Here is a 25,511-nt window from a genome sequence, read left to right as displayed (position 1 = left end):
GCTTCACTGTAACGCCTATGGTTTAGGGGATATTTAAACTAGAGATTTTAAGTCTCTAACTCTTTGTTATTTTTAATTTAAGCCTAAAAGCGCAGCTTTTAGGCTTCTTCGATACAGATGGCAATATCAAACACTTGGTATATACGCAGGCCATCTTTACTTAGACTTGCGTTACCAGTGATCACTTTCTTGCCATCGACATCTTTAATGGAGGTAATGCTCACATCCATCGACATCTGCTTGTTCAGTGGGTTTATTTGGCCACGGTACTTCCATTTTATATCAGATAATATCTGGCCAAATTTTGGATTTTTAAATCCTGCGCCCAAATCTTTACTTATGGCGTAAGTCTGCATGGTTTCGATAATGGCTTCAACACCTAAGGAGCCTGGCATTACTGGATCTTGATGGAAATGGAACTGGAAGAACCAATCACTTGGGTCAATGGTTCGCTCGGCGTATAAGTAACCGAGTCCCTCAGTGCCGCCATTATCGACGATCTCAACGCTGTCGATAAAGTTAAGTTGACCACCCGCTAAACGGTAATGTGGTTGATTTACTGGTGCGTTAAAGTGACGACTGCTCTTATCGAGTAGATTCACCTTAGTATCAGCAGTAATGCCTTTTGATACATGCCAAGGCTGAGTGACTTTACCGTTATCGAGACCAAGCTGATCTTTAAGCGCATCACCTTTGAAGTAACCAAATACTGCTTTACCTTCGTAGAAGGGGATACCATCAGTGCTTAGCTCGAAGCTGAAGCTTTGAATGATGTTAGTCCCTGCCATTACCGTTGACAGTAGACGAGAATCATTGCGTATTGTTTTACCGCGCAGATCAACATTGCGTAGCATCTTGCCGTTACCATCTAAGTTACGGAAGAACAGTTCAAGCCCCGGGAAACCAAGGGTGGTGCCCATGTAGCCAGAGATGAAACCATTTGGCTGCAATGAGATCTCCATCAAAATGGAGTAAGGCATGGTCGCTTGGTGGTTATTCTTATCAAAATACCAAGCATCAACAGGCACTTCATATTCCGCGATACACGATGATGGCTTCTTGAACTCACCGCGATTACCGTTAACTTCGATCACACGGGTCGTCACTTGTAGATCGCCACAAGGGGTACGTGGTGGGATCATGCCGCGGTAGATTGCGAATTCAGGGCCGAAACAGTTCTCGATATTCCCAGTAGCAAACTCAAACATGTGATAGGGCGTAAACGGCACGGTATCTGGCACACGGTTCGGGTAATCCGGTGTGATAGGCGCTTCAACGTGTGAAATTGGGATCACGCCTTTGTTGGGGGCTTTGGTCAAATCGGGTATTTGTGCCATCAAAGGCGCATTAGCTGATGCTGGCAGGTATGCCTTAGGGGATTGCGTTGAGCTCGTTGATTCTTTACTAAGAGACGCCACTGGCATTTTCGATTCAGAAAGAGTCGGGTAACGAGTACACTCATCTTCCTCTTTGATCATCACACCTAAGTTTTGGAAATCGACCACAGGCTTACCGTTAAGCAGGATATCGATATTTGCTTTAGCATAAGGACGTGGGCTGAAACCAATTTCAGTCACTTCCATGCGGTAAGTCAGTAGGCCAGATTGAGGCAGAACTTGTCCGCGACAACGAACCTGCTGTGAAGCATTTTCTAATGGCTGGAAACGGCCATTGTTAGTTTGAGTGTGCATACCAAGGTGCAACATATAGAACTGAAGTAACTGACCACACCCCTCAGCCATAAGAGAGCCTGCCATCACTTGATCACCTTGGAAGTGACAAGGGAAGTACCAGTGATTAGCTTCAAGCTGCTTATGGCCTTCGATTAGACCTAGACCCCAAGTACCGCCATTGCGATCAACCTTGCTGACTTGCTCAATCATCAGGAACTTCTCTGATGCGAAACAAAGTGATGGTTGAGCTGCGCCTGTGTGACTTGGACCAAAACAGCCTTGGATATCAGCGGTTAATAGTTTATGAATGTCGCCATAGTTGAAGCTTGATTTAGGGCAATCAAGTAGTGGGTTAAAGGTTTGTTTAACCACTAAGCTACGCGCTTTAATTTCATCTTCAGTGCGAATGACGCCTTTACCGTCAGCAAGCTCTTCATCGGTGAAGAAACCAGCACAACCGCCGTCCATCTTAAGCACCATCTTGTCGCCAACAAAACACTCGTAAGAGAAGAAGAATAATAAAGTTTCGCCATTACGGGCGTAGTTATTGATCTTAATGTCATACCTAAGAGTGTCGCCACCGCGTGGCAGATCGGCAAGGAAGGTGAGGGTGCAGTCAAGTAGACGATAGACACGCTCCCCCTTGTTTTCAAAGTCGATACCGAGGTAACTGATCAACATTAAATCACATTGGCCTGACTCAACTGCGACCGCCCATGGGATTTGACCATCAACCAAATAAGGTGCGTCAACGGGAATGTCGTACTCTGTGGTCATCGAGCAAGGCTTATACTCGTTCATGGTCGCGTTGAGTTTAGTGACACGCGATACCAACAGGTAATCTGTGGTCGGGAGACGTACGCGGCGCGAATAGCTGTCGATGATGGCGTAATCTGGACCAAAAACCTTGGCGATATCGCCTTCAGCATATTCGACTAAATCGGCATAGTTCCAGATACAAGGTTTTAGCATAGGCGTTAGTGCAATGTAGGGCGCCACATTAGAGTGATCTGGTGTTAACTCTTTAAGAGCTGCTGTTGGCTGCTGTGCTAATGGCGCTGCAGATTGTATCGCTTGAGGAGCAACCGCTTGGCCTGTGGCTTGGGCTATCTCTTGAGTTAGTTGCTGTCTCAAGAGCGCGTCTGCGACTTTCATGCTCGCAGAACGGCTCTTTAAGAAGGCTTGATGAGCTTGCTGAGTCAACTGCTGATTCTGTTGAAACGCGCTTAAATCACCAGCTGAAACATCAATTGTTGTGTTTGGTTTCGTTGACGCTTGCGGTGTTGTTTTAGTTTGAGAGGTCATTGGATTACCTAATACTGGAGTCGGGCTCACTGGTGTTGATGCAACTTGAACATGTTCAGTGACTTGTTGTGGCACTTTTTGCACTCTTGTTTCGATAGCTGTTTGCATTGATCGTGTGACGAACAGCTTTTGTTGCTTAACCACCGATGAAATCGAGCCTTGAGCCAGTTTGCTTTGAATTGAAGCTAAACTGGCTAATGGTGCGTCGACGATATGTTGATAGATATCACGCCCGCCTAAGGTCACGAGTCTTAATAGTTGGTGTTTTGCATCGGATTTAAGCTCAGCGCTTAATCGAGTTGTCAGTGCTTGCCGCTCAGACCATGTTTGGCTAAGCAATAGCTGTGAAACTTGGTTCTCACTGATATTGGTTACTAAGGCTTTCTTGCTATTCACACTATTATTCACATTGTGTGAGAGAGTCAGTAGGCCATGAAGCAAACTTGCCATCCCTGTCGCAGCAAAGCAGTGACCAATACGGCTGTCTGCGCTGGTGGTCGTTGCGTTAGTAAAAGTGGCATTCGACAGGAACGCTTCAGCTCCCACTAGACTACCGGGAGCAACATTTGTTTCAACCACACTGATATCGTTTGAGTCAGTGCCCGTTTGAGTGAACAACTTATCGGTGACCGATGACACGCGCCCAGCATGGCCAAAGGCGATAGCATCGATTTGTCCATAAGGGCTAGCAGTGGTACTTTCATCTTTGATTAATACAATCGCGCCAGCACCTTCACCGACATTCCAAGTATCACTCTTTATAGAAGAACTTGGATTCATTTCAACAGGCGCAATACTGTTTTTCAGTATCACTTGCTCGAAACTACCGGATAGATCCACTGCGGCAATCACGACTGCGTCTAAATGCTCTTGTGACATCAGATTCTGGGCGACATCAATACAGCGGCTCACTGATTGTTCAGCGGCTGAAATGGTGAATGCTGGGCCATCAAAGTCCCATAAGGAGGCGATGCGTGACGCCATGATGTTGCCGATAAAGCTAGTGTACTGGTTCAACTTAGCCGCATCGAGGACACTGTCCATGGTGATAGCTTCAAGGGCTTGATATTCATTGCTGCTTAAGCTTACGCCCATCGCAGTCAGACTTTCCTGAAGTTGAGTATGTAAATTTACTCGGCCGCGGAATTGATGCAGTTCGAGCTCAGTTTCCATGGCCACTAATACTGCGACTTTCTGACCGGGCTTTAACTTAGCATCACGAATGGCTTCATCGGTGACTTTCATCAACATAAGCTGTTGTGAAATTAAACGGTCGTCTTCGTTAGGCGGCAGCTTAAAGCGTAAGAAGTCTAGCTCGAAACTGTCTACATAAGCGCCTTTAGGTGTATCACTTAAGCCAAATTCAGCAAGTAGTTCTGCATGTTTCTCTAACCCTTTCCAACGTTTCTTGGGCAGTGAAATAAAACCGTTGCTGTTATTTTCAATGGCCTTATCAAGCTGATTAATGCTGCTTAGTGGACCAAAATGAGCACCAAGACCGATGACTTTCAGAGCTTGAGTATCCGGTGAGCGAGTCGCGGTTTGCTGGCTAGCGACCAGAGCTTGATCATTAACGCCAGAGTCTTGTTGGCTAGAGTAGGATTCAAGTAACAAGTGTGCATTGCAGCCGCCAAAGCCAAATACTGACACGCCGGCGTGACGAAGGGTATTGCCCTCTTTTGCTGGCCAGCGCTGAACTTGATTAGGCAGGGTCGTTGAATTAAACAAGCCATTAGGTGAAGAGATGGCATCGCTAATGTTGATACTTGGCGGCAACGCTTGCTGTTTCATGGCAAAGATCATTTTCATGATCCCCGGCATGCCAGCAGCGGTAAGCAGATGACCAAGGTTTGATTTGGCTGAGCCAATTAACGGCGCTTTGCTTCCCGCGAGTTTATCTGCAAAGAAGGTTTCCATTGAAGTGAGCTCTATCTTGTCACCCAGCGGCGTTCCCGTTGCGTGACATTCAATCACTTCAATATCTTTAGGCTCGATATCGCTAGCAGCGTAGGCTCGCTCGAAGGCTTTTACCTGTCCTTTCGGATTCGGGCTAAGCACAAACTGACCTTTACCGTCGTTAGAAAGGCCAACGCCACTGACAACCGCATAGATTTTATCACCATCACGCTCGGCGTCATCTAAACGCTTTAACACTAAAACCCCTGCGCCTTCACCGGCGAATAGACCTTTACTGTCAGCATCAAATGGCACTGATACGCCGTGATCTGGATAAGCGTGGAAGATGGAGAATCCCATGTTGATAAAGAAAGGGTCTGCACCTGAAACTGCCCCAGCTAACATTACATCGGCTTTGCCTGTGTTTAAGTAATCACAGGCAAGCTTGAGGGAGTAAACCGAACTGGCGCAGGCGGCATCGAGGCTCAGTTGAATACAACCTAGACCGAGTGCATCAGCAACTACTTTGGAGGTGTTATGGGCAATTGAGCCATTGGCACTGTCTAGAGTGTTATCTTGGTTTGCTCTTACTGTGTGAGCATTGGTTGGGTTTAACTTGAAATTGCTGCTGGCTAATTTATCCTGCAGCGCTTTTTCTACCGCGCTGTGATAGATAGGCAAAAACAGGTCGTTTGAACGAGCTGTTGGGAAAGAGAGTGCTCCCATGATCACACCTGTGCGTTGCAACAGGTCATCATTGTTAAGGGCGATACCAGCATCTTCTAAGGCTTTGCGGCTGGTGTCTAGTGCCCAAAGGAAGCTGTTATCGAGTCCAGTTAAGCTTTCTGGTGATAATTTATAGCCTGATGCATCGAAACTGAAATCCTCAATGTAGCCCCCTTTATTGCAATAAAAACGATCTGACTGGCCTTGAACACCTTGGTAATCGGCACTGTTGGCGCCCAATTTCTCATTGGTTAAGGTGCTGCGAGAATCGCGTTTGTCGAGCAAATTCTGCCAAAACTCTTGTGGGCTTTTTGCATCAGGATAAAGCGTGGCTAAACCGACTATGGCGATTTTGCTTTGCTTATGATCTTTAACCGCTGAACGTGTTAAAGACTTGTCTGCGAAAGTCATTAGACTTCCCCTTGTAGTAATGGTTTCGACGAGTGTGTTCCAGTGTTAGGCACTACTTTCGGGTTGGCGTCATGTAATTGCTGCAATGCAATTTCACGATTTAATCCATCGATGAGTGGTTGAACACTGAGTGGGACTCGATGACTGATAAGTTGTCCTAATGCCTTGAGCAGGGTAGTGATGTCTTCACCGCCTTTGGCATTAACCGGTACAGTGCAACAAGCGCCGGCGGCGTCTTTTAGAGGTAAAGACTTGCCTGTCGCTCTTGCTTGAGACTGCTCAGCTTTCTTAGAAGCTAAGTGACTTTCAGATGCACCAGTATGCGTGCTTCTACCTTGCTTAGCTATTTTGTCGATAAGGGTGCAGTTTTGTCTGTCAGCGCCCAGCTCAACAAATAGCTTGGCACCTTGCTTTTGGGCGCTATGGATAAGCGAGGTAAAGTCTAAGGTGTTGCAGAAAGTATCGGCGATGGATTTGGCTATAAGCTGGCTATCAAGAAAACCTGACTCATTAACGGCTTGATGGCTATCGACATCAGTTAAGTTGGCAGCACTGATGAATTTAATATCAGTTGGCAATGACTCCTGCAGTGGCTGAGTGTAAAACTCAACCACATTGCTGTGCTCTTCCATTGCTGGAGTGGTGTGCATCGCCGTGACGCGATTAGCCGCAATGCCTCGCTTGCCTAACTGGGTGAGTAGCGCACGACACTGAGTTTCGCATCCCGCGATAACACACGTATCCCCTTGGATAATAGCGAGGTAAGCATGGGGGAATTCAGGCAGAAGTGCTTCAATCGGCTCAGCTGGAGATCTGACCACAAAGCTGTTCCACACAATATCGGCGTCATTTTGATTCAGTTGCCATGCACTGCGCACTGCGGTGAGCGGGCCTGAAATCGCACGGGTGAAAAGAGGATCATGCTGGGTTTTTTCAATTAAGGTCTGGGGGTTACTCCATACTCCTAGACTTGCCCACATTGACGCTTCACCCATTGAATAACCTAAGGCAAAGTTGGGCGTGATCTTGAACTCATCCACTAATAGTTGAGTCAGCAGATAACTGCTGCCAACACCGGCAATGGCAAGATCCCCTAATGGCATGGCTAGTGGGACCTTTGCATCTAAGTTGTAGATGGCATCAGCCTGCAGCATGGACTTTAAGTCACCTTCTCGCTCAAGTCGTGAATAGAGTGACGGAAAGTATCGATGTAGCTCGCTAAACATATCGCCATAGACAGTCCCTACGCCTGGGTAGACGAAGGCTAGGCCGCTAGATTCCTTACTGCCTAAAGGCTCAGCGGTAAAGTAACTGCCTGCTGGCGTCTTGAACTGGCTTTTTTCGTTGAACACCTTAGGTAATATGCCAGTCATTACGTCTAACTCCTGCAACAGTGCAGTGACTGAACTTGCTTGCAATGTGATGGCATAAACGGTGCTGTTTTTTTCAAACGCGACCAAATTATTTCTCATCACAGTGAGCACATCGTGATTGTTTGATGTGAGTTCAGTGCTAAGGCTATCGAGTGCTGCTAATAGTTCATGTTGGCTATTTCCGGATAATACAAACTGCAAACGTTGATGATTTACTATCGATTTTGGCGCAATAAAACCAGTACCTTGAGCCAGAATATAACTGGTACAGCTTTGGTTGCTGGACACATTGTCAAGAGATGTACTGAAGTTAATCGCTGCCACTCTTGCTTGATGATATGGGGTGAACCAGTAGTGGCTTTTTGCTTGCTTAGGGCCAAGTTCAACTCCCGCATTTATCTCATCACGTACAGTAGTACGAGACGCAAGCTCTGTGATTAGCTGATAAACCGCAGCAAACTGTTGCTCACTGGTGAGATTATTCTGGGTAACGAGCTTGCTTACTGTCGCCAAGTCACGCTTAGCTTGATTGAGCGCATCAGCTAAGGTTTGCTCAATACCAGATTCGCTTTTGTGCATGGCGCAAAGGAGTGCATGAGGGTGAATGCGCAATTGTGCCGCTTTTAACGCTGGCATCATCAACAGTGAATGCTGCTCGGTTGAAAGTTGTACGACTTGGCCATTTTCTATGGCGTCGACAGTGGCGTGCAGTTGTTTCTCAAAACTGGTGTCGCCGAAATCATCAACCTTGATCTTTTTGATTAGATTGGAAACAGCAGTTCCTGAAGCCTCTGAGCCTGATATCGAAGAGAGTAAGCCGGAACGATAAAGTTCAGGCTGTAGCACCTCAAGTGGATGCGTCGATAAGCCATTGAAACTCAGCTCCGTCGACGGCAATACTAAAAGTGCGATGCGCAGTGGCATCGCAACTTTTTGAGGCGCTTGTTGCTGTGAAGCATTAAGCGTTTGATTCACTATTTAGCCTCACTTTCTTTACTTAGCACCGCTGTGGACTCAGATAAGAAGGCATCATTCAAACTCTTGCTGATAGTGACTTTCGCCTCTTTCATCATAGCGCTGAGTTCGCCATCTTCATGGTAAAGCGCAATATTAGCCAGCAACGATCGACTGGTCGTTTTTATTACCTCAAGTTCGAGGAACCCTTTGTCACCAAAGGCCATTGGTTTATTTGAGATAAACTCACCAATCGTCGAAGGAAGACTCGCAGCCCCGTACTTGAGTCTTGCCCATACCAACATGGCTTGCAGCAAGAGATCTTCAGCAAACGGCTGAGAGCCACCAAGGTGCAACTGAGCCACAAACGGTCCACAATCAGCATAGCTAACGTGTGGCAACTGACAACTGGCTAACAGTCCCGAGTCATCAAAGTTGAACACTTGCTTGATGCCCTGCAAACGTGGCCCATGAAACAAGGTTCCGTTGCTATAAAGCTCACTTGCTGAGACAACAGGTTTCTCACCAGCTAAATTAATCAATTTAGCTGGTGGAATATCCGTTGAGGCGACTAACCTTGCCTTATATTGCGGGCGACCTTGGCAGCTGATTAACGCTTCAATTTGACGTTCATTATTCGGTGTCAATTCAAGAGTCATCTCTTGCAGGTCATTGGTGTCAAACACGATACCTTTGAGTAACTTGTAATCGAGCACTTTAACGCGAGAGCCGAGCATTTCGCTCGCCGCTTCACGCATCCACTGAATCGCACATACTGTGGGCAGCACTGGGTTACCGCCAATGCGGTGGTCTTGAATAAAGACCATGGCATTGGGGTTTAAGGCTCTTGTTAACTTCAGTGGCGTCAAAGAAAGAGCTGTTAATGAGACAGGTGCTAGCGGGCGCGATGCAAGTTGCACCTCGCCCGCATTAAGCTTTTTTACAGTAGAGCCTGTAGCGTCTTTTGTATCAGAGCCTTCAGCGTTTTTGCCTTGAGAGTCACCACCTTGCATAGAGGTACCAATCAGCAGTTGCACGCCAGTTTTGCTAAGTAGTTGCGTGGCAAATAGCTCTGCGCCTGCTTTTAGCGGAATAACGTACACGCCACGGTCGGTAAACATCTTCTTCAGGGCAGGATTTACCATGCCACCGTCCCAAGGGCCCCAGTTAAAGCTCATCACTTTAGCTTGCGGGTTACGAGCAGTGAACTGCAGTGCAGCCTTGTTAAGGATGTCGTTAGACATGGCGTAATCGCTCTGTCCTGTATTACCGTAGAAACCTGCAGCAGAAGAGAACATTGCCAGCAGTTTAATCTTGCTAGCGTCAAGTGCTGCCAGTACCGCTTTAAGGCCATTAACCTTAGTGCCGTAAACACGCGCAAGTTCGCTAAGGGTCTTATCTTGAATATGCTTGTCGGCCAATACGCCGGCGCCATGGATAAGGCCGGTGATCTGCTCGTTTTTACCTGCAAGCGCCTTGTTGATAGCGGAAGTATCGGTAACGTCCATGCTGACATACTCAGCACTTGCACCTACATTGGCAAAAGCTTCAAGAGCTGTATTTATCTCAATGCTGCTTTGAACCGGCCAGACAAGCGCATCGACCTGTTTAGGTGTCGGCTTTTGGCCTGTCGCGATAATGTGAGCAATTGCAGCAGATTTAAGCTCGCTAACTAACTTGTTTTCAGCCCATGTAGGGACGGCAAGTAGTTCACTTCGACCCGCTAAGATAAAGTGAGATTGAGTACGACTAGCAAGGGCGAGGGCACATTCGAACGTGACGCCTTTAGCGCCACCGGTCACCAGAATAGTATCTGCACTGTTTAGTTTTGCTGTCGCATGCTTATTAGTCGCTTCACCAGCAACTAAGGTCGTACGTACAAGATCATCGTTAGCATCGACCGATAAGCCCACTTCAGGCAAGTTAGTGACGCTATCAAATAACTCAGCGGTTACGGCATCTGCAAGATGAGTAGCATCTAAGCTTGTAGCGATATCCAGAGCACGACAGAAGACCGTTGGCCATTCATGGCTCAGTGTCTTGGTTAAGCCAGCTAATGCAGCTTGGTTTAGCTCAGCGTTTTGTAGTTGCTTAGTGTCTAAGTAACCAAAGCCACCATCGATACGACTTACCGTGATGAAACAACGACGCCCACTGCTTTCAAGAGCCAGCTTAGGCTGCAGCAGCTTAGCCCAAAGGAAAGCTTGGCTAACATGAGTAAAGCTGTCATCACTAAGATTAATCGCATCGCCTTGGCTATCTAGAGCTGCTTCTGGCTGCAGGTGAATAAATCCACCGATTTGACCCAGTTGCTGCTCTATTTGGCTGATAACGGCTTTGATACCAGCTTCATCGCTGCTTTTTGCCTGAAAGCTTGCGACATCACTATTAAGTGGTGATTGCGCATAACCTTCAGCAAGACGAACAACGGCAACGTTAAGACCTTGCTTAGATAGTTTCTCAGCTAAAACACCAGCGTTATGACCGTCATCTGTGATCACAATATTGGTGTCTGCGGCGAAACAGTTGTGTAATTTGTCCGCCGCATTAAGCTTTTTTAGCGCTACCTCGCTGTGAGGAGGTAGTTCAATATTGCTAGAAATTGACTCAGCTACAGACTTTACTGCACCTGATACAGAAGCACCTACTGCAGATAGTGAGCCTTCAGCGTCACTTGTAGAGAGTTTGCTGTTCATGTAGCTGACGATTTCACCTAAAGTACGGCATTCGGCCAGATCTTCAGGATTTAGCTCAGGCAGTCCTGGCAGTTCATCTTGGACGGTACCCAAGATCTCAACACGTTTGATAGAGTCGATACCAAGGTCTGCTTCCATGTCCATGCTCAATTCGAGCATCTCAGTCGGATAACCAGTTTTGTCGGCAACCACTGACATCATAGTCGACTGAACTTTCTCTGCAGAGAGAGAGCCATCAGCGGTACTTGTATTAGTAGAGCCCTCAGCGGCTTGTGAAGGTAAAGAAGCCGCAGCGCTTGTTGCTGTTGCTTGAGAATCTACTGATGGTAGTTTCGAATTCATATAAGTGACGATTTCACCAAGCGTTCTACACTCAGCTAAATCTTCAGGGTTGAGCTCAGGCAGTCCAGGCAGCTCATCTTGAACAGTCCCGAGAATTTCAACACGCTTGATAGAGTCGATACCAAGGTCGGCTTCCATGTCCATGCTCAGTTCGAGCATCTCAGTTGGGTAACCGGTCTTATCGGCCACCACTGACATCATAGTGCTTTGGACTTTTTGCGCGCTCAGGGCTGTTTGCGTGCTCAAGGCTGTCTCTGCACCAAGGCCACTAACAGCAGGCGTCGCGGCGCTTGTGCTTGTCGCAGGCAACTTGCTGTTCATATAGCTAACGATTTCACCCAGTGTACGACACTCAGCCAAATCTTCAGGATTCAGTTCAGGCAGGCTTGGAAGCTCATCTTGAACCGTTCCTAAAATCTCAACTCGTTTGATAGAGTCGATACCAAGGTCGGCTTCCATGTCCATGCTCAGTTCGAGCATCTCAGTTGGGTAACCGGTCTTATCGGCCACCACTGACATCATAGTTGCCTGCACTTCTTGCGCGCTCAAGGCTGTCTCTGCAGAGAGGCCACTAACAGTAGGCGCCGCGGCTGCACTTGAAATAGAAGCAGAGCCTTCAGCCGGGAGCTTAGAGTTCATGTAGGCAACGATTTCACCCAGTGTGCGACACTCAGCTAAGTCTTCAGGACTAAGCTCAGGCAAACCTGGAAGTTCATCTTGAACAGTACCTAATATTTCGACTCTTTTAATAGAATCGATGCCTAAGTCGGCTTCCATGTCCATCTCAAGTTCTAACATCTCAGTCGGGTAACCGGTTTTGTCGGCCACCACTGACATCATGGTCGCTTGAACTTGTGCTGCAGAAAGTGAGCCTTCAGCGGCACTTGTATTAGTAGAGCCTTCAGCGGCTTTTAAAGGTAAAGAGTCAGTGACGTTTGTTGCTGTTGCTTGAGCATCTACTGATGGTAGTTTCGAATTCATGTACGCCACGATTTCACCCAGTGTGCGACATTCAGCTAAATCTTCAGGGCTAAGCTCTGGCAAACCTGGAAGCTCATCTTGAACGGTGCCTAATATCTCGACTCTTTTAATAGAATCGATGCCGAGATCGGCTTCCATGTCCATCTCAAGCTCAAGCATTTCTGTTGGGTAACCGGTCTTTTCGGCAACCACTTCAAGCATGGTAGCTTGAACCTTAGTAGTAGAGAGCGAGCCTTCAGCGGCTTGTAAAGGTAAAGAATTAGCGGTGCTTGTAACCGTTGCAGGTACTGCTTGAACCTGTATTGGCTCAACGTTAGTCTGTACTGGCGCAGCTTGATGGCTAACTTGTGGAGCTTGAACTTGAGGCGTTACAGCTACCGGTGCCGATTGTGCTGGCGCTGCGACAGGTGCAGCGATTGAAGCCGTAGGCACGATAGCTGAAACGGTTGGCGTACTGTGTATTGCAGGCGCATAAGTTTGAGTTGGGGTGCCATTAAGCATGTTAAGTGCTGCAATATTACTACCAGTCTGCATCTCTAGGAATTGAGTATGGCTTTGCAATGTTTGCGCTTGCAGCTGATGGAACTGCTCCATCGAGCGCTGTAAGCTTTCTGGTATTGCAATACCATTGCCAGTTAGCTTAGTCTGTTCAGTCATTAAGGTTGTGAAAGTCTGACCGTATTGCTGTGGGATCTCTAGGAACTGCTGATGAAGTTCTGCGGCTTGCTGCTGAGCGGCAAAAAAGTTGCTTAGCGCATCACCACTAACAGGTGATAAAGGTTTATTGTGAGACACTGATACGACACTCTCATTAACTGAATTGACATCAAACTGAGCTGATACTGCTTGGTTTGTAATATTGGGCTGAGATACAGCTACTTCAACGATTTTTTCTACAATCTTTTCAACTTCGACACGTTTTTCAACGATGACCTCAACAATCTTCTCTTCAATTACTCTCTCTATTTGAGGAGCAAGGCTTGTCACTGTTCCCGTTGCTAAGGATTTAGCCATTTTAGCGCGAGTAGCCTTGCTAATATAGTTAGCTGCGTTGAGTGTGATATTCATCGGTGATGCTTTAGCTGGGGCTGCAATATCGGCTTGGTATGGATCGATATTGTCGAGCTGTACACCAGCAACGGCTAGTTGAACAGCGGCTTGCTTAAGTTGTAGATCACTATCACCTTTAGGACTTGGGTTGATAGAGATAGTACAAATATCATTCTTGTTAGCGAGAGCTTTGTCGCCAAGGGTACCTTGTACTAGCTTTTGCAGAATGTTCTTTGGACCAAACTCGACAAAGATACGGGCACCTGCGTCATACATGGCTTCAAGTTCAGTGGTAAAGCGTACTGATTGAAGCATATGTTGCTTGAACGAGGTCTTAATCTTAGCGGCGGTATTATCGTAAAGCGCACCTGTGGCGTTAGAATACAGCGCGCGAGTTGGCTTAGTGAATTTAGCAGCATCAATTGCTTTAGCAAATGGTGCTTGAGCGTGACCGACGAGTTCTGTATGGAAGGCACCCGATACAGGTAAGTTGATCGCCTTGAAGCCAAGCTCACTGAGTGCTTTAGCGGCTTCGCCAGTCGATGCTGTAGGACCTGCAATCACAGACTGAGTTGGCGCATTGTAGTTAGCCACTTTTACCCCATCGAACTTAGCGATAGTGATCTCAAGTGTTGCAAGGTCTTCAGCTGATTTTGTGATGATGGCGTACATTGCGCCACTATCTTGTTGAGAGTCAGCTTCAGTTTCGCCTTTCTTACTATTTTTAGAAGCAGGGGCTTTCGTTGCCATGGCATCGCCACGAGCGAAAGCGAGCTTATAGAAGTCGTCACTTGATATGACACCAGCGGCGCAAAGCGCACTGAGTTCACCAAAGCTGTGACCCGCCACCATGTCGGCATTAAAGCCAGCAGAGGTAAACAACTCATACTGACCCATTGCGATGGCACCAATGGCACTTTGTGCGTTAGCTGTGTTGGTTAACACCGCTTCTTGTGCCTTTAAGTCATCTTTATTAAAGACAGGCTTTGGATATAAGACTTGCGACAATGGTGTTTTGCCATTAGCGGCAAAGACTTTATCTGCGGTCACAAGTTGCTGACGCATCTCTGGGTAGTAACAGGCAAGATCTCGGCCCATATTCAGGTACTGTGAACCTTGACCTGCAAACAGGGCGGCAACTTTACCTTCGACAGCATTCGCACGGTAGCTAGTGCCACCAGGTAGCTGCCAGCCTTCTTGATCAGCAAGAGTATCACTTGTCAGTTTAGCGACAGCTTGCTTGATTGAGATTGCAAGCTCATCACTTGTGTTAACCACTAAACCAATACGCGGCGCGTTAGTATCGAGCTCACGTAGGGCGTAGTTAGCAGCGGCATCTTTTAAGTTGAACTCAGCCTTGGCTGTAGATGCAGCGAGTGTGTTCAGCTCGTTTACGAGTGCATCTTTATTTGCAGCGCTAACAAGGAAGCTTTGGGCTACTTGGCGTTGACGGTATTTTGCTTGCTCGCTGTCAAGACGCGAGTGCTCAGGCGAGTACTCTTCCAGTACGAAGTGGAAGTTAGTGCCACCAAAACCAAATGAGCTAACACCCGCACGGCGTGGTGTGCCGTCAACGCGTGGCAGCCATGGGCGTGTCTCGGTGTTGAGATAAAAAGGTGAGTTTTCGATATCCAGTTTTGGACTCGGTTCACTGATGTTAATTGTTGCTGGCAACACTTTATGGTGCAGAGCCAAAGCCGCTTTGATCACACCTGCGGTACCCGCTGTAGACTTGGTATGGCCAATTTGTGATTTAACTGAACCTAAAGCAATATGCTGCTTGGTATCGTTACCTTGACTAAACACAGAGCAAAGACCAGCAAATTCAGCTGCGTCACCTGCGGCTGTACCCGTACCGTGGGCTTCGATAAGGCCTAAGGTGTGTGGCGCAAAACCGGCGTCATCATAGGCGCGGTTTAACGCTTTTGCCTGACCCTCTGGGCGCGGTGCATAGATTGACTTAAACTTACCGTCTGATGATGAACCGACACCTTTTATCACAGAGTAGATACGGTCGCCGTCACGTTCAGCATCTTCAAGACGCTTAAGTGCGATCATGCCGATACCTTCACCAATCATCATGCCTTTAGAATCAATATCAAAGGGCTGAATGGTTTCATTGGTCGTGAACGCCGGCGTTTTCGAGAAGCTCATGTACATAGAGGGAGAGTTGTCGGTACACACACCACCGGTGATCATCATCTCTGAGCGGCCTTCAACCAACTCACTGAGTGCCATACGCATAGCGGCAAGAGAACCTGCACATGCGGCATCGACTACACAGTTCATGCCACCGAAATCGAATCGGTTAGCGATACGACCAGCAATAACGTTTCCTAAAGACCCTGGGAATGAGTTCTCTTCCCAATGGACATATTGGTCTTGGAATTTCTTGATCAGCATTTCGCTGTCAGCGTCACTAATGCCACTGTTAGCAAAGACTTTCTTTAGTACAGGGTACTGAAGACGTGCGGTTAAGCTATGACTGATTTTCTGTCCGCCGCCCACACCCAGCGTGATACCAATTTTATCTCTGTCGTAACCTTCTGGCAGATTAGCGTCGGCCAATACTTCTTTCGCAACAATCAATGACAGCAGCTGTGATGTGTCGGTTAATTCAAGGATATTTGGCGGCAAGCCAAATTCCATTGGGTTGAAATCTACATCGGGCAGGAAGCCACCACGCTTACAGTAACTCTTATCTGGTGTGCTCTTGTTAGCATCAAAATAGTCTTCTGGTTGCCAGTGAGTTGAAGGCAGTTCAGTGATAGCATCAATTTTCTCACTGATAAGATCCCAGAACTTATTTAAATAACGCGAATTAGCGAAGATACTGGCCATACCGACAATGGCGATAGGCATATCTTTTAGGCGTTTATTGAGGCGTGAATCGGCTTGCATATCCTGCTTTGATTCTGCAGTTTTAGCATTTGAAGGTTTAGAGGTTTGGCTCATTATGAGTCTCCACTGGGTGCCTGAATATCAGGCGTCTGGTTGTTAGTTTCAACGTGTTCTGTGACAGGGCCATGACTAAACTTGGCGCCAGGAAAACGCTGTAAAAAGGTGTGGTAGTTGCGAACAAGCAACTTACGCAGATGAAACGGCCCATGCTTTAACACATTGGCGATATAACGGTTCGTGGCTTGTGTATTGCCATCTTTATAAATATCTAAATAGATCCAATCACTGTCAGGATCGATACCAAGAAGAATTGAAAAAGACTCTTCGTCGGTGAGTTGAGGTGGAATAGTCAAAGACACAACTTGTAATACATTGTCACTATTGGTATTTGGCAAGGCCAAAGTTTCTGCAAGTGTTTCGTAATGGAGCGTATAGGTTTGAATATCGCTGCCTTGAGTTATCGGTAGCTGATTAAAATAACGCATCGGCACACGGGGGCTTTCGATGCCGTTAATGCGAGAAACACCATAACGTTTTAAGCAGCGTGCTAGGCCTGACCGTGACACGTTAGGGTTAATGTACTTTTGAGTGACCACTAGTAACTTGTCTAATGGGGTTTTTAACTGATATCTCAATCCCACGACAACATACTCTTGTAAAGGTGTCAGTGTCGTATTGAGGTGATGGGGAGTGTTAGACGTATCGGTAACTGAATCACGTTTACGCCACTTACGCACCGTCGCTTCGCTAATGTTGAGCACTTTAGCGAGTTGAGACACACTAAGATCCGATCCTTGGATAAATCGACGCATCTCTGGTGTGGTGGTGGCATTGCTGTGCCTAGTCTCTGTTACGCTTTGCGTACGCTTATCCGGATTTATTTGTTCCGAACTTAGCTTCTCACGGGCTTGCTCTGCCATCAGTTTAACGGGTATCCATGAATAATCTACTGGGACTTGTTACGATGTTATGATTAGAGGAATCTACAAAACATCATATAATGTCGTATTTTATCAGTATTTCTTGACTAATGGTTGAGCAGATTACCTGACCTTATGTGGCAATACAATCACCTGGGACTTAATAATTTATTTTTTGATGAGTTTGAGCGTACGCGCGTGTTTATTTTCTGATTTTATATTTTATTTATCCTTGTTGAGTGGACTGTTCTTAAAGTCAAATATCCAGGTCTATGACAGGGGGAGTGTTCATTGTTTTGCGTTTAAGTACATTCATCAACATCTGTTGAGAAGTGACACTTAGGTAACTGGGGTTGGCGTTAGAAGTAAATCAAAATAAGCTGTTATTGGTATTGCCTATTGAAGTTGATTATTCTTTGATGTTATTTTCTTCAATTGAAATGACTTAATCAATATTGGTGCTTATGGAAGAGTTAAAAACCTTGCTTCACTCCTACGGTCAAGCCTTTGACGACAAAGATGCTGTGGCTATTGCTGGTAAATATACTATTCCTTGTGCGATATCGGATGCCGATGGTGCTTTAGTGTTTAGTCAAAGTTCGGCATTAACTGAGAAGTTTGACAAAAACTGCACACGACTCACTGAACAAGGTCATCAATATTCAGAGTTTGTGATCTCTGAAATTCGTCAACTTGGCCGAAATGTAGCTAAGGTCGATGTAGGTTGGCGCGTTTATTTCTCCGATATGTCGAGTGAGTTTAGGTGCTTATACATCATGCATAAAACTGAACTGGGGTGGCGGATATTTAGCGCTCAGTTATATGCTGAAGCTCATTCAAAAGGTTAGTGAATTAGAGTAGGTGAACTTTGAATATCTTTTTAATTCTTGGTGGAACCTTGAGTGGCATTGCAGCCTTACTACACCTTGGCTGTATCTATTTCGGCGCCTCTTGGTATCGATTTTTTGGTGCAGGTGAATCGATGGCGCAACTTGCGGAGCAGGGGAGTCTCAGGCCAACATTTATCACGTTGGGGATCACTTCTGTTTTAGCCGTATGGGCACTTTACGCTTATTCAGCCGCTGGAATTATTGGACGGATGCCTTTTATAAAAACGGTATTGGTTATTATCACCTCTATCTACCTGTTAAGAGGCGTTGCAGGTTTTTTATTGATTAGTAACCCTATGGGCAGAAGCACTGAGTTTTGGATCTGGAGTTCAATAATATGTTTGATATTGGGCTGTTTGCATTTCGTTGGACTCAAACAACAATGGTTAGTTTTATAGCACAGAGTTAAGGTTCGGTTGCCTTAATTTGCCTTGGTGTTTATCCTGCTAACATAATATGTCCAAACAACAAAAATGAAAACTCAAGGGTAAAAAATGGCTCATTCAGATATCTATCCCATAGGTAAACAAGGTCAACAGTGGGGGCCTGAAGAAAGGTCAATTTGGCGCGCTATGCAAAGCATCAAACGCTCATATTTTGATGAAGTGGTGAATAAAATTGAACCATTGAAGGCCAATTTTGAAGTCGAGCAATACGGCGCACTCTCCTATGACGTTGAGAAATATCCCCTGTTTGTAGTTAAGAGCCGTGATTGGGATGACAGCAAGCCAACGATACTCGTCACTGGTGGAGTGCATGGTTATGAAACCAGTGGTGTTCAGGGGGCGTTACGCTTTTTAGAGACTAAAGCATTAAGTTATTGTGATAAGTTTAATCTGGTCGTCGCACCTTGTGTTAGCCCTTGGGGATATGAAACCATTAACCGTTGGAACCCCAATGCCGTCGATCCTAATCGTTCGTTTTATGCTGATAGTCCTGCTGAAGAGTCTGCGGGTTTGATGGCCATGGTCGCCTCACTTAAGATGAATTTGCACCAGAGCTTGATGGCTCATATCGATCTGCATGAAACCACAGATACCGATAATTCAGAGTTCAGGCCTGCATTATCTGCCAGAGATGCGGTAGTGCATGATAACTGGAATATTCCTGATGGTTTCTATCTGGTTGGTGACAGTGAAAACCCAGGTGATGATTTTCAAACGGCAATCATTAATGCGGTGGAAAAGATCACCCATATTGCGCCGCCGGATGACGATGGCAAACTGATTGGTGTGCCTTTTTCACAAAAAGGGGTTATAAACTACGCAACTAAAGCTCTGAGCCTTTGTACCGGCTTTAGTGATGCAACTTACAACACCACCACTGAAGTGTATCCTGATAGCCCTCGCTCAGATGGTGAGAACTGCATTCTTGCTCAAGTTGAAGCAATTACCAGTGGCCTAGATTTTATTATTGAGGATAGAGGGCTTTAATACTTGTTACTAGATTAAGCCGCAGAATGCTGTGGCTTATTATTGTGACTCCATTTTAGGTTTCAGAACACTTTAAACCCAGTTTTCAACTCGTAATCCGTCTACACGAATAAATTCTTTTTCGTTGTTTGTTACTATGATTAAAGCTTCACTTCTAGCATGACCACTAATGTGGAGATCATTTACTCCTATAGGTGTGCCTTTCCGCTCTAAATTCGCTCGAATGTCACCATAATGAGAGGCTGCCTTAGCGCCGTAATTCAAAACATCAAGGCGGGAAACGAAGTCTTCTACAATTCGTAAGTTATGCTCTGGTTTTACACTTTTCGATGCTCCGTGTAAAAGTTCAGCTAACGTGATAGAACTTATACATAGCTGTCCTGCATGAAGGTTAAAAGCTTGCAATGCTTCCAAAGGTTTTTTCTTGATGACATAAATACAAATATTGGTATCAAGCATGTATTTAAGCATTTAGAACGATTCCCTCTCGGCTTGTTCTTGACTTGCGCGTTCTGCCATGAAGTCGTCTGTCACGGAAGTTTGTGGCAGGAAGAAACTATCCCATGTATTGTCAATCGGTGAAAGTATCCGCTCCTTACCTACGACTCTGACGTTGACCTTCTTAACATCTTCAGGAAAACGACTGTCAACGGGTAAACGTACCGCTTGGGTTCGGTTGTTAATAAAAACTGATGCTACACTCATGATTTGAATCCTATAAGACGCTCTATACTTGAAGTATATAGCGTTGAATGTGTATTGCAAGGGGGATAAGTGTGCAGAAATTGATTCGTTGGTTAAAATGGATGTTGGGCGCTTGGATTATCTATGTATTAATGCCGGATAGAGCCTTTGATAATGCATATAGTTTTCGAGCATATAAGCATCATGGAACCGATAAAGAGCAACGTACTGGTAATTTACAGTATAAATTGTGATTTAAATTTTATAAATCAGTAACTGTAATCGTTTTGTTTTGTTGTACTCCCAGTCAAAAATATTAAAGTGTTGCGTTTTTTACGTTAAAGCTTTGAATGCCCCTAGCTATGTTTTAACATACCCGCTTTTTGAGGTTTATCGCCTCGCTCCTTTCTCTCTTTTTTATTGATCATATTGGGCCTTAGATTTTGCAGACTCTTGAACAACTACAATCCGGACAGCTAAATGCGGTAACTCGACTACAACTTGCTGAAAACTTGTCTCAGTTTCCGACTGAGGTATTTGAACTTGCTGACACCTTAGAGGTACTGGATCTGTCTAATAATCAGCTTGATAGTTTACCGGATGATTTTGGATGTTTAAAAAAGCTTAAAATTTTATTCCTGTCCAATAACCGTTTTACTCAGCTTCCTAGTGTAATTGCCAACTGCCCGAAACTTGAGATGATAGGTTTTAAAGCCAACCAAATTGCCTCGGTGCCTGAGCATTCGCTGCCAAAGCATACTCGCTGGCTCATACTGACGGATAATAAACTAGAGTGCTTACCAGACTCGATGGGCGATCTCTATCGTTTGCAGAAGTTGGCATTGGCAGGGAATCATTTGACTGCACTGCCAGAAACCATGGCTAACTGTAAGCGTTTAGAATTGGCTCGCTTGTCTGCGAATCGATTCACATCTCTGCCTGATTGGTTGTTCCAATTACCCAGACTCTCCTGGTTAGCGGTAGCTGGTAGCCCGCTTTTTGCCAAAGATAGCCCGACAGATCTAACTGAAAGTAAGAGTATCGGCCATGTGAGATTAATGGACATTGAGTTGGGAGAGCAGATAGGTGAGGGCGCATCTGGGGTGATCTATAAGGCTAAATGGTTAGCTCAACCTCAATGGCTTGATGGTCAGCCACTCGATATTGCTGTTAAACTTTTTAAAGGCGATGTGACCAGTGATGGTTATCCTAGTGATGAGTTGGCTAACTGTTTACAAGCGGGGGAGCATACAAATCTAATCAAGGTGGTAGCCCAGATAGATGACGGTGGACAGCTTGGGTTAGTGATGGATCTTATTCCATCGAGTTTTGCTAACTTAGGATTGCCGCCCTCTTTAGCCAGTTGTACCCGTGATACCTTTGCTGGACAGACTGAATTTAGCTTAGACACCATTGTTAATGTGGCCAAACAGATGTCTGAAGTGATGGTTCATCTACATCATAATGGGGTCAGTCATGGCGATCTCTACGCTCACAATACGATGTTAGAGAAAGGGATGAATAACGGGTTAGAGCAGGAAGCTGACAGCAAGAACTCGGCATTGTTTGGTGATTTTGGTGCGGCTTCGAACTTGTTGCTATTGCCAACAATCCAGAGAGAGGCGATGGAAAGTATCGAGGTGCGTGCTTTTGGTTGCCTGTTGGATGATATGCTTACCCAAACTAAACAGCAAAACAGTGGGAGTGAAAATACCCATAGTGAGCTGTTTAATTCGTTAACGAGTCTGAGCCAAGTGTGTATGCAAGCACAGTTTCATATGCGCCCGAGTTTTACTGAGATAACAACAGAGTTACAAGCTTTGCATCATAAGACACAAGGCTTGGCTGATTTAGTCGTTTAGCTTAAAAGATTAACTCTCATCTTCATTTATCTTTTTCTCATAGCCCTTAGGCGGCGGTGTCCAGCCGCGTTCAACCTTAGCTTGTTCATCGAAACGTTCACTTTTCATCGCTTTCGCTATTGATGTTTCCAGCTCGATAAACAGATCCCTGAAATGGGTGCTGTATTTACTGTCTTCACTGTTTTCTTTCCACATCTCATAGAGAGAATCTTTATAATAAAGTTCGAGTTCACGTAGGGTGGCTTTTTTCTGTTCGGCTTTAAAAGGGTGAACGCCTAAAGATATCAGTGCTTCCTTGCCTAATTCTAAGGCTGAGTGGTAGGTTTCACTGACAATGAAATCCGCACCCGCTAGCTTTAACTCGAAGTGATGACCTCTATCAAAGGCGCGAGCAAATATTTTGACCTTAGGGTAGGTGTGTTTAACGTATTTAGTTAGTTCAACTGCACGTTCATTATTATCAATGGCGATAACGATCATGCTGGCATCTTCTATCCCCGCAGTGTGCAGAAGATCGGGTCTGGTGGCATCACCATAAAAGCTTTTGACATTGACTTTTTTGAGGTTTTCTACCTGTGATATTTGATGATCCAATACTACTGTTTCAATTTTATTGGCGCGTAAAAAACGGTTCACCATCTGACCGAAACGGCCTATCCCTGCGATAATTACCGTGCCTTTTTCGGTGATCTCATCGGCTTCTCTGTCATTTTCGCTATGCTCAAACCGTGGCAATATCACTTTATCATAGAAGATAAATAGGCCTGGGGTGAGGAACATAGAGAGTGCGACAACCAGTGATAACATTTGAGCTAAATCACTGGGAATAACATGATTTTGTACCGTGAAGCTAAGCAGCACGAAACCAAATTCACCGGCCTGAGCTAAGCTCAGGGCAAATAGCCAGCGGTCACTATTTTTAATCTTAAAGATAAATGCCAAGCCAAATAAGACTAGGGCTTTGATGAGCATGACCCCTGCCGTTAATCCCAATACTGGGCCTATATTGCTTGCCAGTACGCCAAAATCGATGCCTGCACCAACGGTGATAAAGAAAAGGCCTAATAGCAAGCCCTTAAAGGGTTCAATGTTGGACTCGAGTTCATGGCGAAATTCACTGTTGGCCAGTACAACGCCAGCTAAAAAGGTACCCAACGCAGGTGATAGGCCTACAAGACTCATAAGTGCAGCAATGCCGATAACCAACATGAGTGCGGTGGCGGTGAAAATTTCACGTAGACCAGAGTTGGCCACATATCTAAACAGAGGGCGACTTAAGTAATGACCACCAACAACAACAACGGCAATCGCAAGTAGCAACACAATCCCGTACGCCCAACCTGGAAGGCCAGCAACTAAGGAGAGTTCCTCATGGTGTTCGGCGGTTTGGCCAGCAATGGACTGGGCTTTTTCGATTAATTCTGGCAGGGCTAGTAAAGGGATCAGGGCTAACATCGGGATCACAGCGATATCTTGAAACAGTAAAACGGAGAAAGCATTTTTTCCGCCTTCCGTTTTAGCCAGATCTTTTTCATTAAAGGTTTGCAGTACAATGGCGGTGGATGAGAGCGCAAAGATGAGGCCAACGGTAAAAGCCACGCTCCAGACTAAGCCAAAGTAGAGTCCCGCGGCGGTGATAACTAAAGTGGTTATTCCTATTTGTAGGCCACCGAGACCGATAAGTTTGTTACGCATGTCCCATAGCATACGTGGCTCAAGTTCTAGGCCTACTAGAAATAGCATCATTACCACCCCGAATTCAGCGAAGTGTTGTAGCGTGTTAGTTTCGCTACCGACAAGGCCAATAATCGGCCCAATAACAACACCTGCGATCAGGTAACCTAAGACTGAGCCGAGCCCGAGTCGTTTAGCCAATGGCACGGCAATAACGGCTGCACAAAGGTAGATAAAGGCTTGAATAAAATAAGCTGTCATGGCGTTTTGATTTCCTTAATTGTTATTATGCTTGGATCAACGTCGCCAAACTCTTATTTAACAGGGGTAGTGATTTAGCTTGCTCTATGTCGAGTTTATTATTCGATAATGCATTAAGTAAGGTATGCATCTGGTATAGATGCTCGTGTACTCTATTTTCCTCTACCGCATTACGAGAGCCAAATAAGACAAAGGGAGCTAAATACTCCATCCCCGTTAATGAGGCGGTTTGCTCCAAAGGTTGAAGCAATTCGCGAATAGTGAAATGGTTGTAACCCGCTTTTTGATAAGCGTCCTCACCCCCTCCGGCGGTAATGGCACAGAGGAAGGTTTTTCCTTTCAGGGCGGTGCCATTAGTACCATAGGCGAAACCATATTCGAGCACCAGATCTTGCCACTGCTTTAAAATGGCTGGAGTAGAGTACCAGTAAAGTGGGAACATAAAGATGATCACATCATGTGCGACCAACCTCTGTTGCTCCTTGTCTATATCAATATGATATGTAGGATATTCACGGTAGAGGTCAACGGCGGTGACATCTCCATGTTGTTGACACTCTGAAAATAGTGGCTTATTGACCTCAGATCTTTCTTGGGAAGGGTGTGCAAACAGCACTAATATTTTCTTTTTTGCCTCGGGCATTATACCGTTCCTTGTACTTTATGAGATAAACCTAAGATAAATTAGCATAGGTTTGTGTATGGGATCTTATATTTATAAGGTGAGTCATTAAAGTTAATGACTCACCTTATTCAGACTAGTATATGTTTGATTGTTGTATAGCTAGTCGATAATGCTAACTTGCAGCCTAAATTAGGCCAATCTGTAATGCCTTTAAAACGGCTTGAGTGCGATCTCTGCTCTCAAGTTTGAGCAAGATATTGGAGATATGATTTTTCACTGTCCCTTCAGCAAGAAACACCGAACTTGCGATCTCTTTATTTGAAAAACCGCTCGCCATTAATATTAAGATCTCGCTTTCTCTTTTTGATACAGTTATCTCAGTGAGGTTATCAATATTAAGTCGAGAATCGCTTGAGTTTGCCATTGCCGTTAGTAGCGCTTGCTCAATTAAAAAACCCCCAGATGCAACATGCACTATCGCTGCAATTAATTTATCGAGTGATACGTCTTTAAGCAAAAAACCATTAGCTCCTTGAGTGATGCTGTTGGTTAACAGTTCGTCATCATCGAAGGTGGTCAACATGATGATGGGAACAGTGTTTCCAGTGTCCCGTATCTGTTTTAACATGCCAATACCGTCGAGGTTTGGCATTCTGATGTCACTCAATATAAGGTCTATAGTTTGGTTGCCAAGTTGCTTTATGGCATCTTCACCATCTTCAGCTTGCCAAAGCACGTTCACTTTATCAGATAGTGCCAGCAAACTTGCTATGCCTTGTCTGACAAGTTGTTGATCGTCTACTAGTCCGATGGTGATCGGTGTATCCACTTTTTTTATGTCAGTTTGTGTCATA

General features: G+C 45.5%; 14 protein-coding genes. 5 read left to right on the top strand and 9 right to left on the bottom strand.

Annotated elements, in window-relative coordinates; translation table 11 throughout:
• Positions 1 to 98: 98 nt before the first annotated feature.
• From HWQ47_RS18430 to HWQ47_RS18415, 4 genes are read right to left on the bottom strand one after another with little or no spacing between them, the layout of a single operon-like run.
• Positions 99 to 6,011, bottom strand: a complete 5,913-nt coding sequence (locus HWQ47_RS18430; RefSeq protein WP_269967522.1) for a hotdog fold thioesterase — start codon at positions 6,009 to 6,011, stop codon at positions 99 to 101.
• Positions 6,011 to 8,359: a PfaB family protein gene (locus HWQ47_RS18425; RefSeq protein ID WP_269967521.1), complete on the bottom strand. Its 2,349-nt coding sequence runs from the start codon at positions 8,357 to 8,359 to the stop codon at positions 6,011 to 6,013. Before HWQ47_RS18425 ends, HWQ47_RS18430 begins: the two co-directional genes overlap by 1 nt.
• Positions 8,359 to 16,362 (bottom strand): type I polyketide synthase, encoded by an 8,004-nt coding sequence (locus HWQ47_RS18420; RefSeq protein WP_269967520.1) that lies wholly within the window; start codon positions 16,360 to 16,362, stop codon positions 8,359 to 8,361. Before HWQ47_RS18420 ends, HWQ47_RS18425 begins: the two co-directional genes overlap by 1 nt.
• A complete protein-coding gene (locus HWQ47_RS18415) occupies positions 16,362 to 17,228 on the bottom strand; it encodes a transcriptional regulator (RefSeq protein WP_269967519.1) in 867 nt (288 codons plus the stop codon). Before HWQ47_RS18415 ends, HWQ47_RS18420 begins: the two co-directional genes overlap by 1 nt.
• A gap of 464 nt (positions 17,229 to 17,692) precedes the next feature.
• Here HWQ47_RS18415 and HWQ47_RS18410 point away from each other — a divergent pair, with 464 nt between their 5' ends.
• The 3 genes from HWQ47_RS18410 (at position 17,693) to HWQ47_RS18400 (ending at position 19,551) form a co-directional block, all read left to right on the top strand.
• A complete protein-coding gene (locus HWQ47_RS18410; protein ID WP_269967518.1) occupies positions 17,693 to 18,076 on the top strand; it encodes a hypothetical protein in 384 nt (127 codons plus the stop codon).
• 20 nt (positions 18,077 to 18,096) lie between these two features.
• The gene (locus tag HWQ47_RS18405) at positions 18,097 to 18,516 is read left to right on the top strand and encodes a hypothetical protein (protein ID WP_269967517.1); all 420 of its coding nucleotides are present in this window, start codon (positions 18,097 to 18,099) and stop codon (positions 18,514 to 18,516) included.
• A gap of 96 nt (positions 18,517 to 18,612) precedes the next feature.
• A complete protein-coding gene (locus HWQ47_RS18400) occupies positions 18,613 to 19,551 on the top strand; it encodes a M14 family metallopeptidase (RefSeq protein ID WP_269967516.1) in 939 nt (312 codons plus the stop codon).
• A gap of 72 nt (positions 19,552 to 19,623) precedes the next feature.
• Here the strand turns inward: HWQ47_RS18400 and vapC are convergent, their stop codons facing one another.
• Both vapC and vapB read right to left on the bottom strand, forming a co-directional pair.
• The gene (gene vapC, locus HWQ47_RS18395; protein WP_269967515.1) at positions 19,624 to 20,022 is read right to left on the bottom strand and encodes a type II toxin-antitoxin system tRNA(fMet)-specific endonuclease VapC; all 399 of its coding nucleotides are present in this window, start codon (positions 20,020 to 20,022) and stop codon (positions 19,624 to 19,626) included.
• A complete protein-coding gene (gene vapB / locus HWQ47_RS18390; RefSeq protein ID WP_269967514.1) occupies positions 20,023 to 20,256 on the bottom strand; it encodes a type II toxin-antitoxin system VapB family antitoxin in 234 nt (77 codons plus the stop codon).
• 71 nt (positions 20,257 to 20,327) lie between these two features.
• On the opposite strand from vapB, the gene HWQ47_RS18385 reads away from it, so the two are divergent.
• Together HWQ47_RS18385 and HWQ47_RS18380 are read left to right on the top strand one after the other, a co-directional pair.
• Complete coding sequence (locus tag HWQ47_RS18385) at positions 20,328 to 20,489, top strand: hypothetical protein (RefSeq protein WP_269967513.1); 162 nt, start codon at positions 20,328 to 20,330, stop codon at positions 20,487 to 20,489.
• A gap of 189 nt (positions 20,490 to 20,678) precedes the next feature.
• Positions 20,679 to 22,097, top strand: a complete 1,419-nt coding sequence (locus tag HWQ47_RS18380; RefSeq protein WP_269967512.1) for a leucine-rich repeat-containing protein kinase family protein — start codon at positions 20,679 to 20,681, stop codon at positions 22,095 to 22,097.
• A gap of 9 nt (positions 22,098 to 22,106) precedes the next feature.
• On the opposite strand, the gene HWQ47_RS18375 is transcribed toward HWQ47_RS18380, so the two are convergent.
• From HWQ47_RS18375 to HWQ47_RS18365, 3 genes are all read right to left on the bottom strand, one after another.
• Positions 22,107 to 24,032, bottom strand: coding sequence for a monovalent cation:proton antiporter-2 (CPA2) family protein (locus HWQ47_RS18375; protein WP_269967511.1), 1,926 nt, complete (start codon positions 24,030 to 24,032; stop codon positions 22,107 to 22,109).
• A 25-nt stretch (positions 24,033 to 24,057) separates the two neighbouring features.
• Complete coding sequence (locus HWQ47_RS18370; RefSeq protein WP_269967510.1) at positions 24,058 to 24,675, bottom strand: NAD(P)H-dependent oxidoreductase; 618 nt, start codon at positions 24,673 to 24,675, stop codon at positions 24,058 to 24,060.
• A gap of 166 nt (positions 24,676 to 24,841) precedes the next feature.
• The gene (locus HWQ47_RS18365; protein ID WP_269967509.1) at positions 24,842 to 25,510 is read right to left on the bottom strand and encodes a response regulator; all 669 of its coding nucleotides are present in this window, start codon (positions 25,508 to 25,510) and stop codon (positions 24,842 to 24,844) included.
• Between the last annotated feature and the right edge of the window lies 1 nt (position 25,511).

It is taken from the genome of Shewanella sp. MTB7, assembly GCF_027571385.1.
Classification (GTDB): Bacteria; Pseudomonadota; Gammaproteobacteria; order Enterobacterales; family Shewanellaceae; genus Shewanella.
The sequence above is the reverse complement of the archived record's forward strand: the minus strand, read 5'-3'. Positions and strand labels throughout refer to the sequence as shown.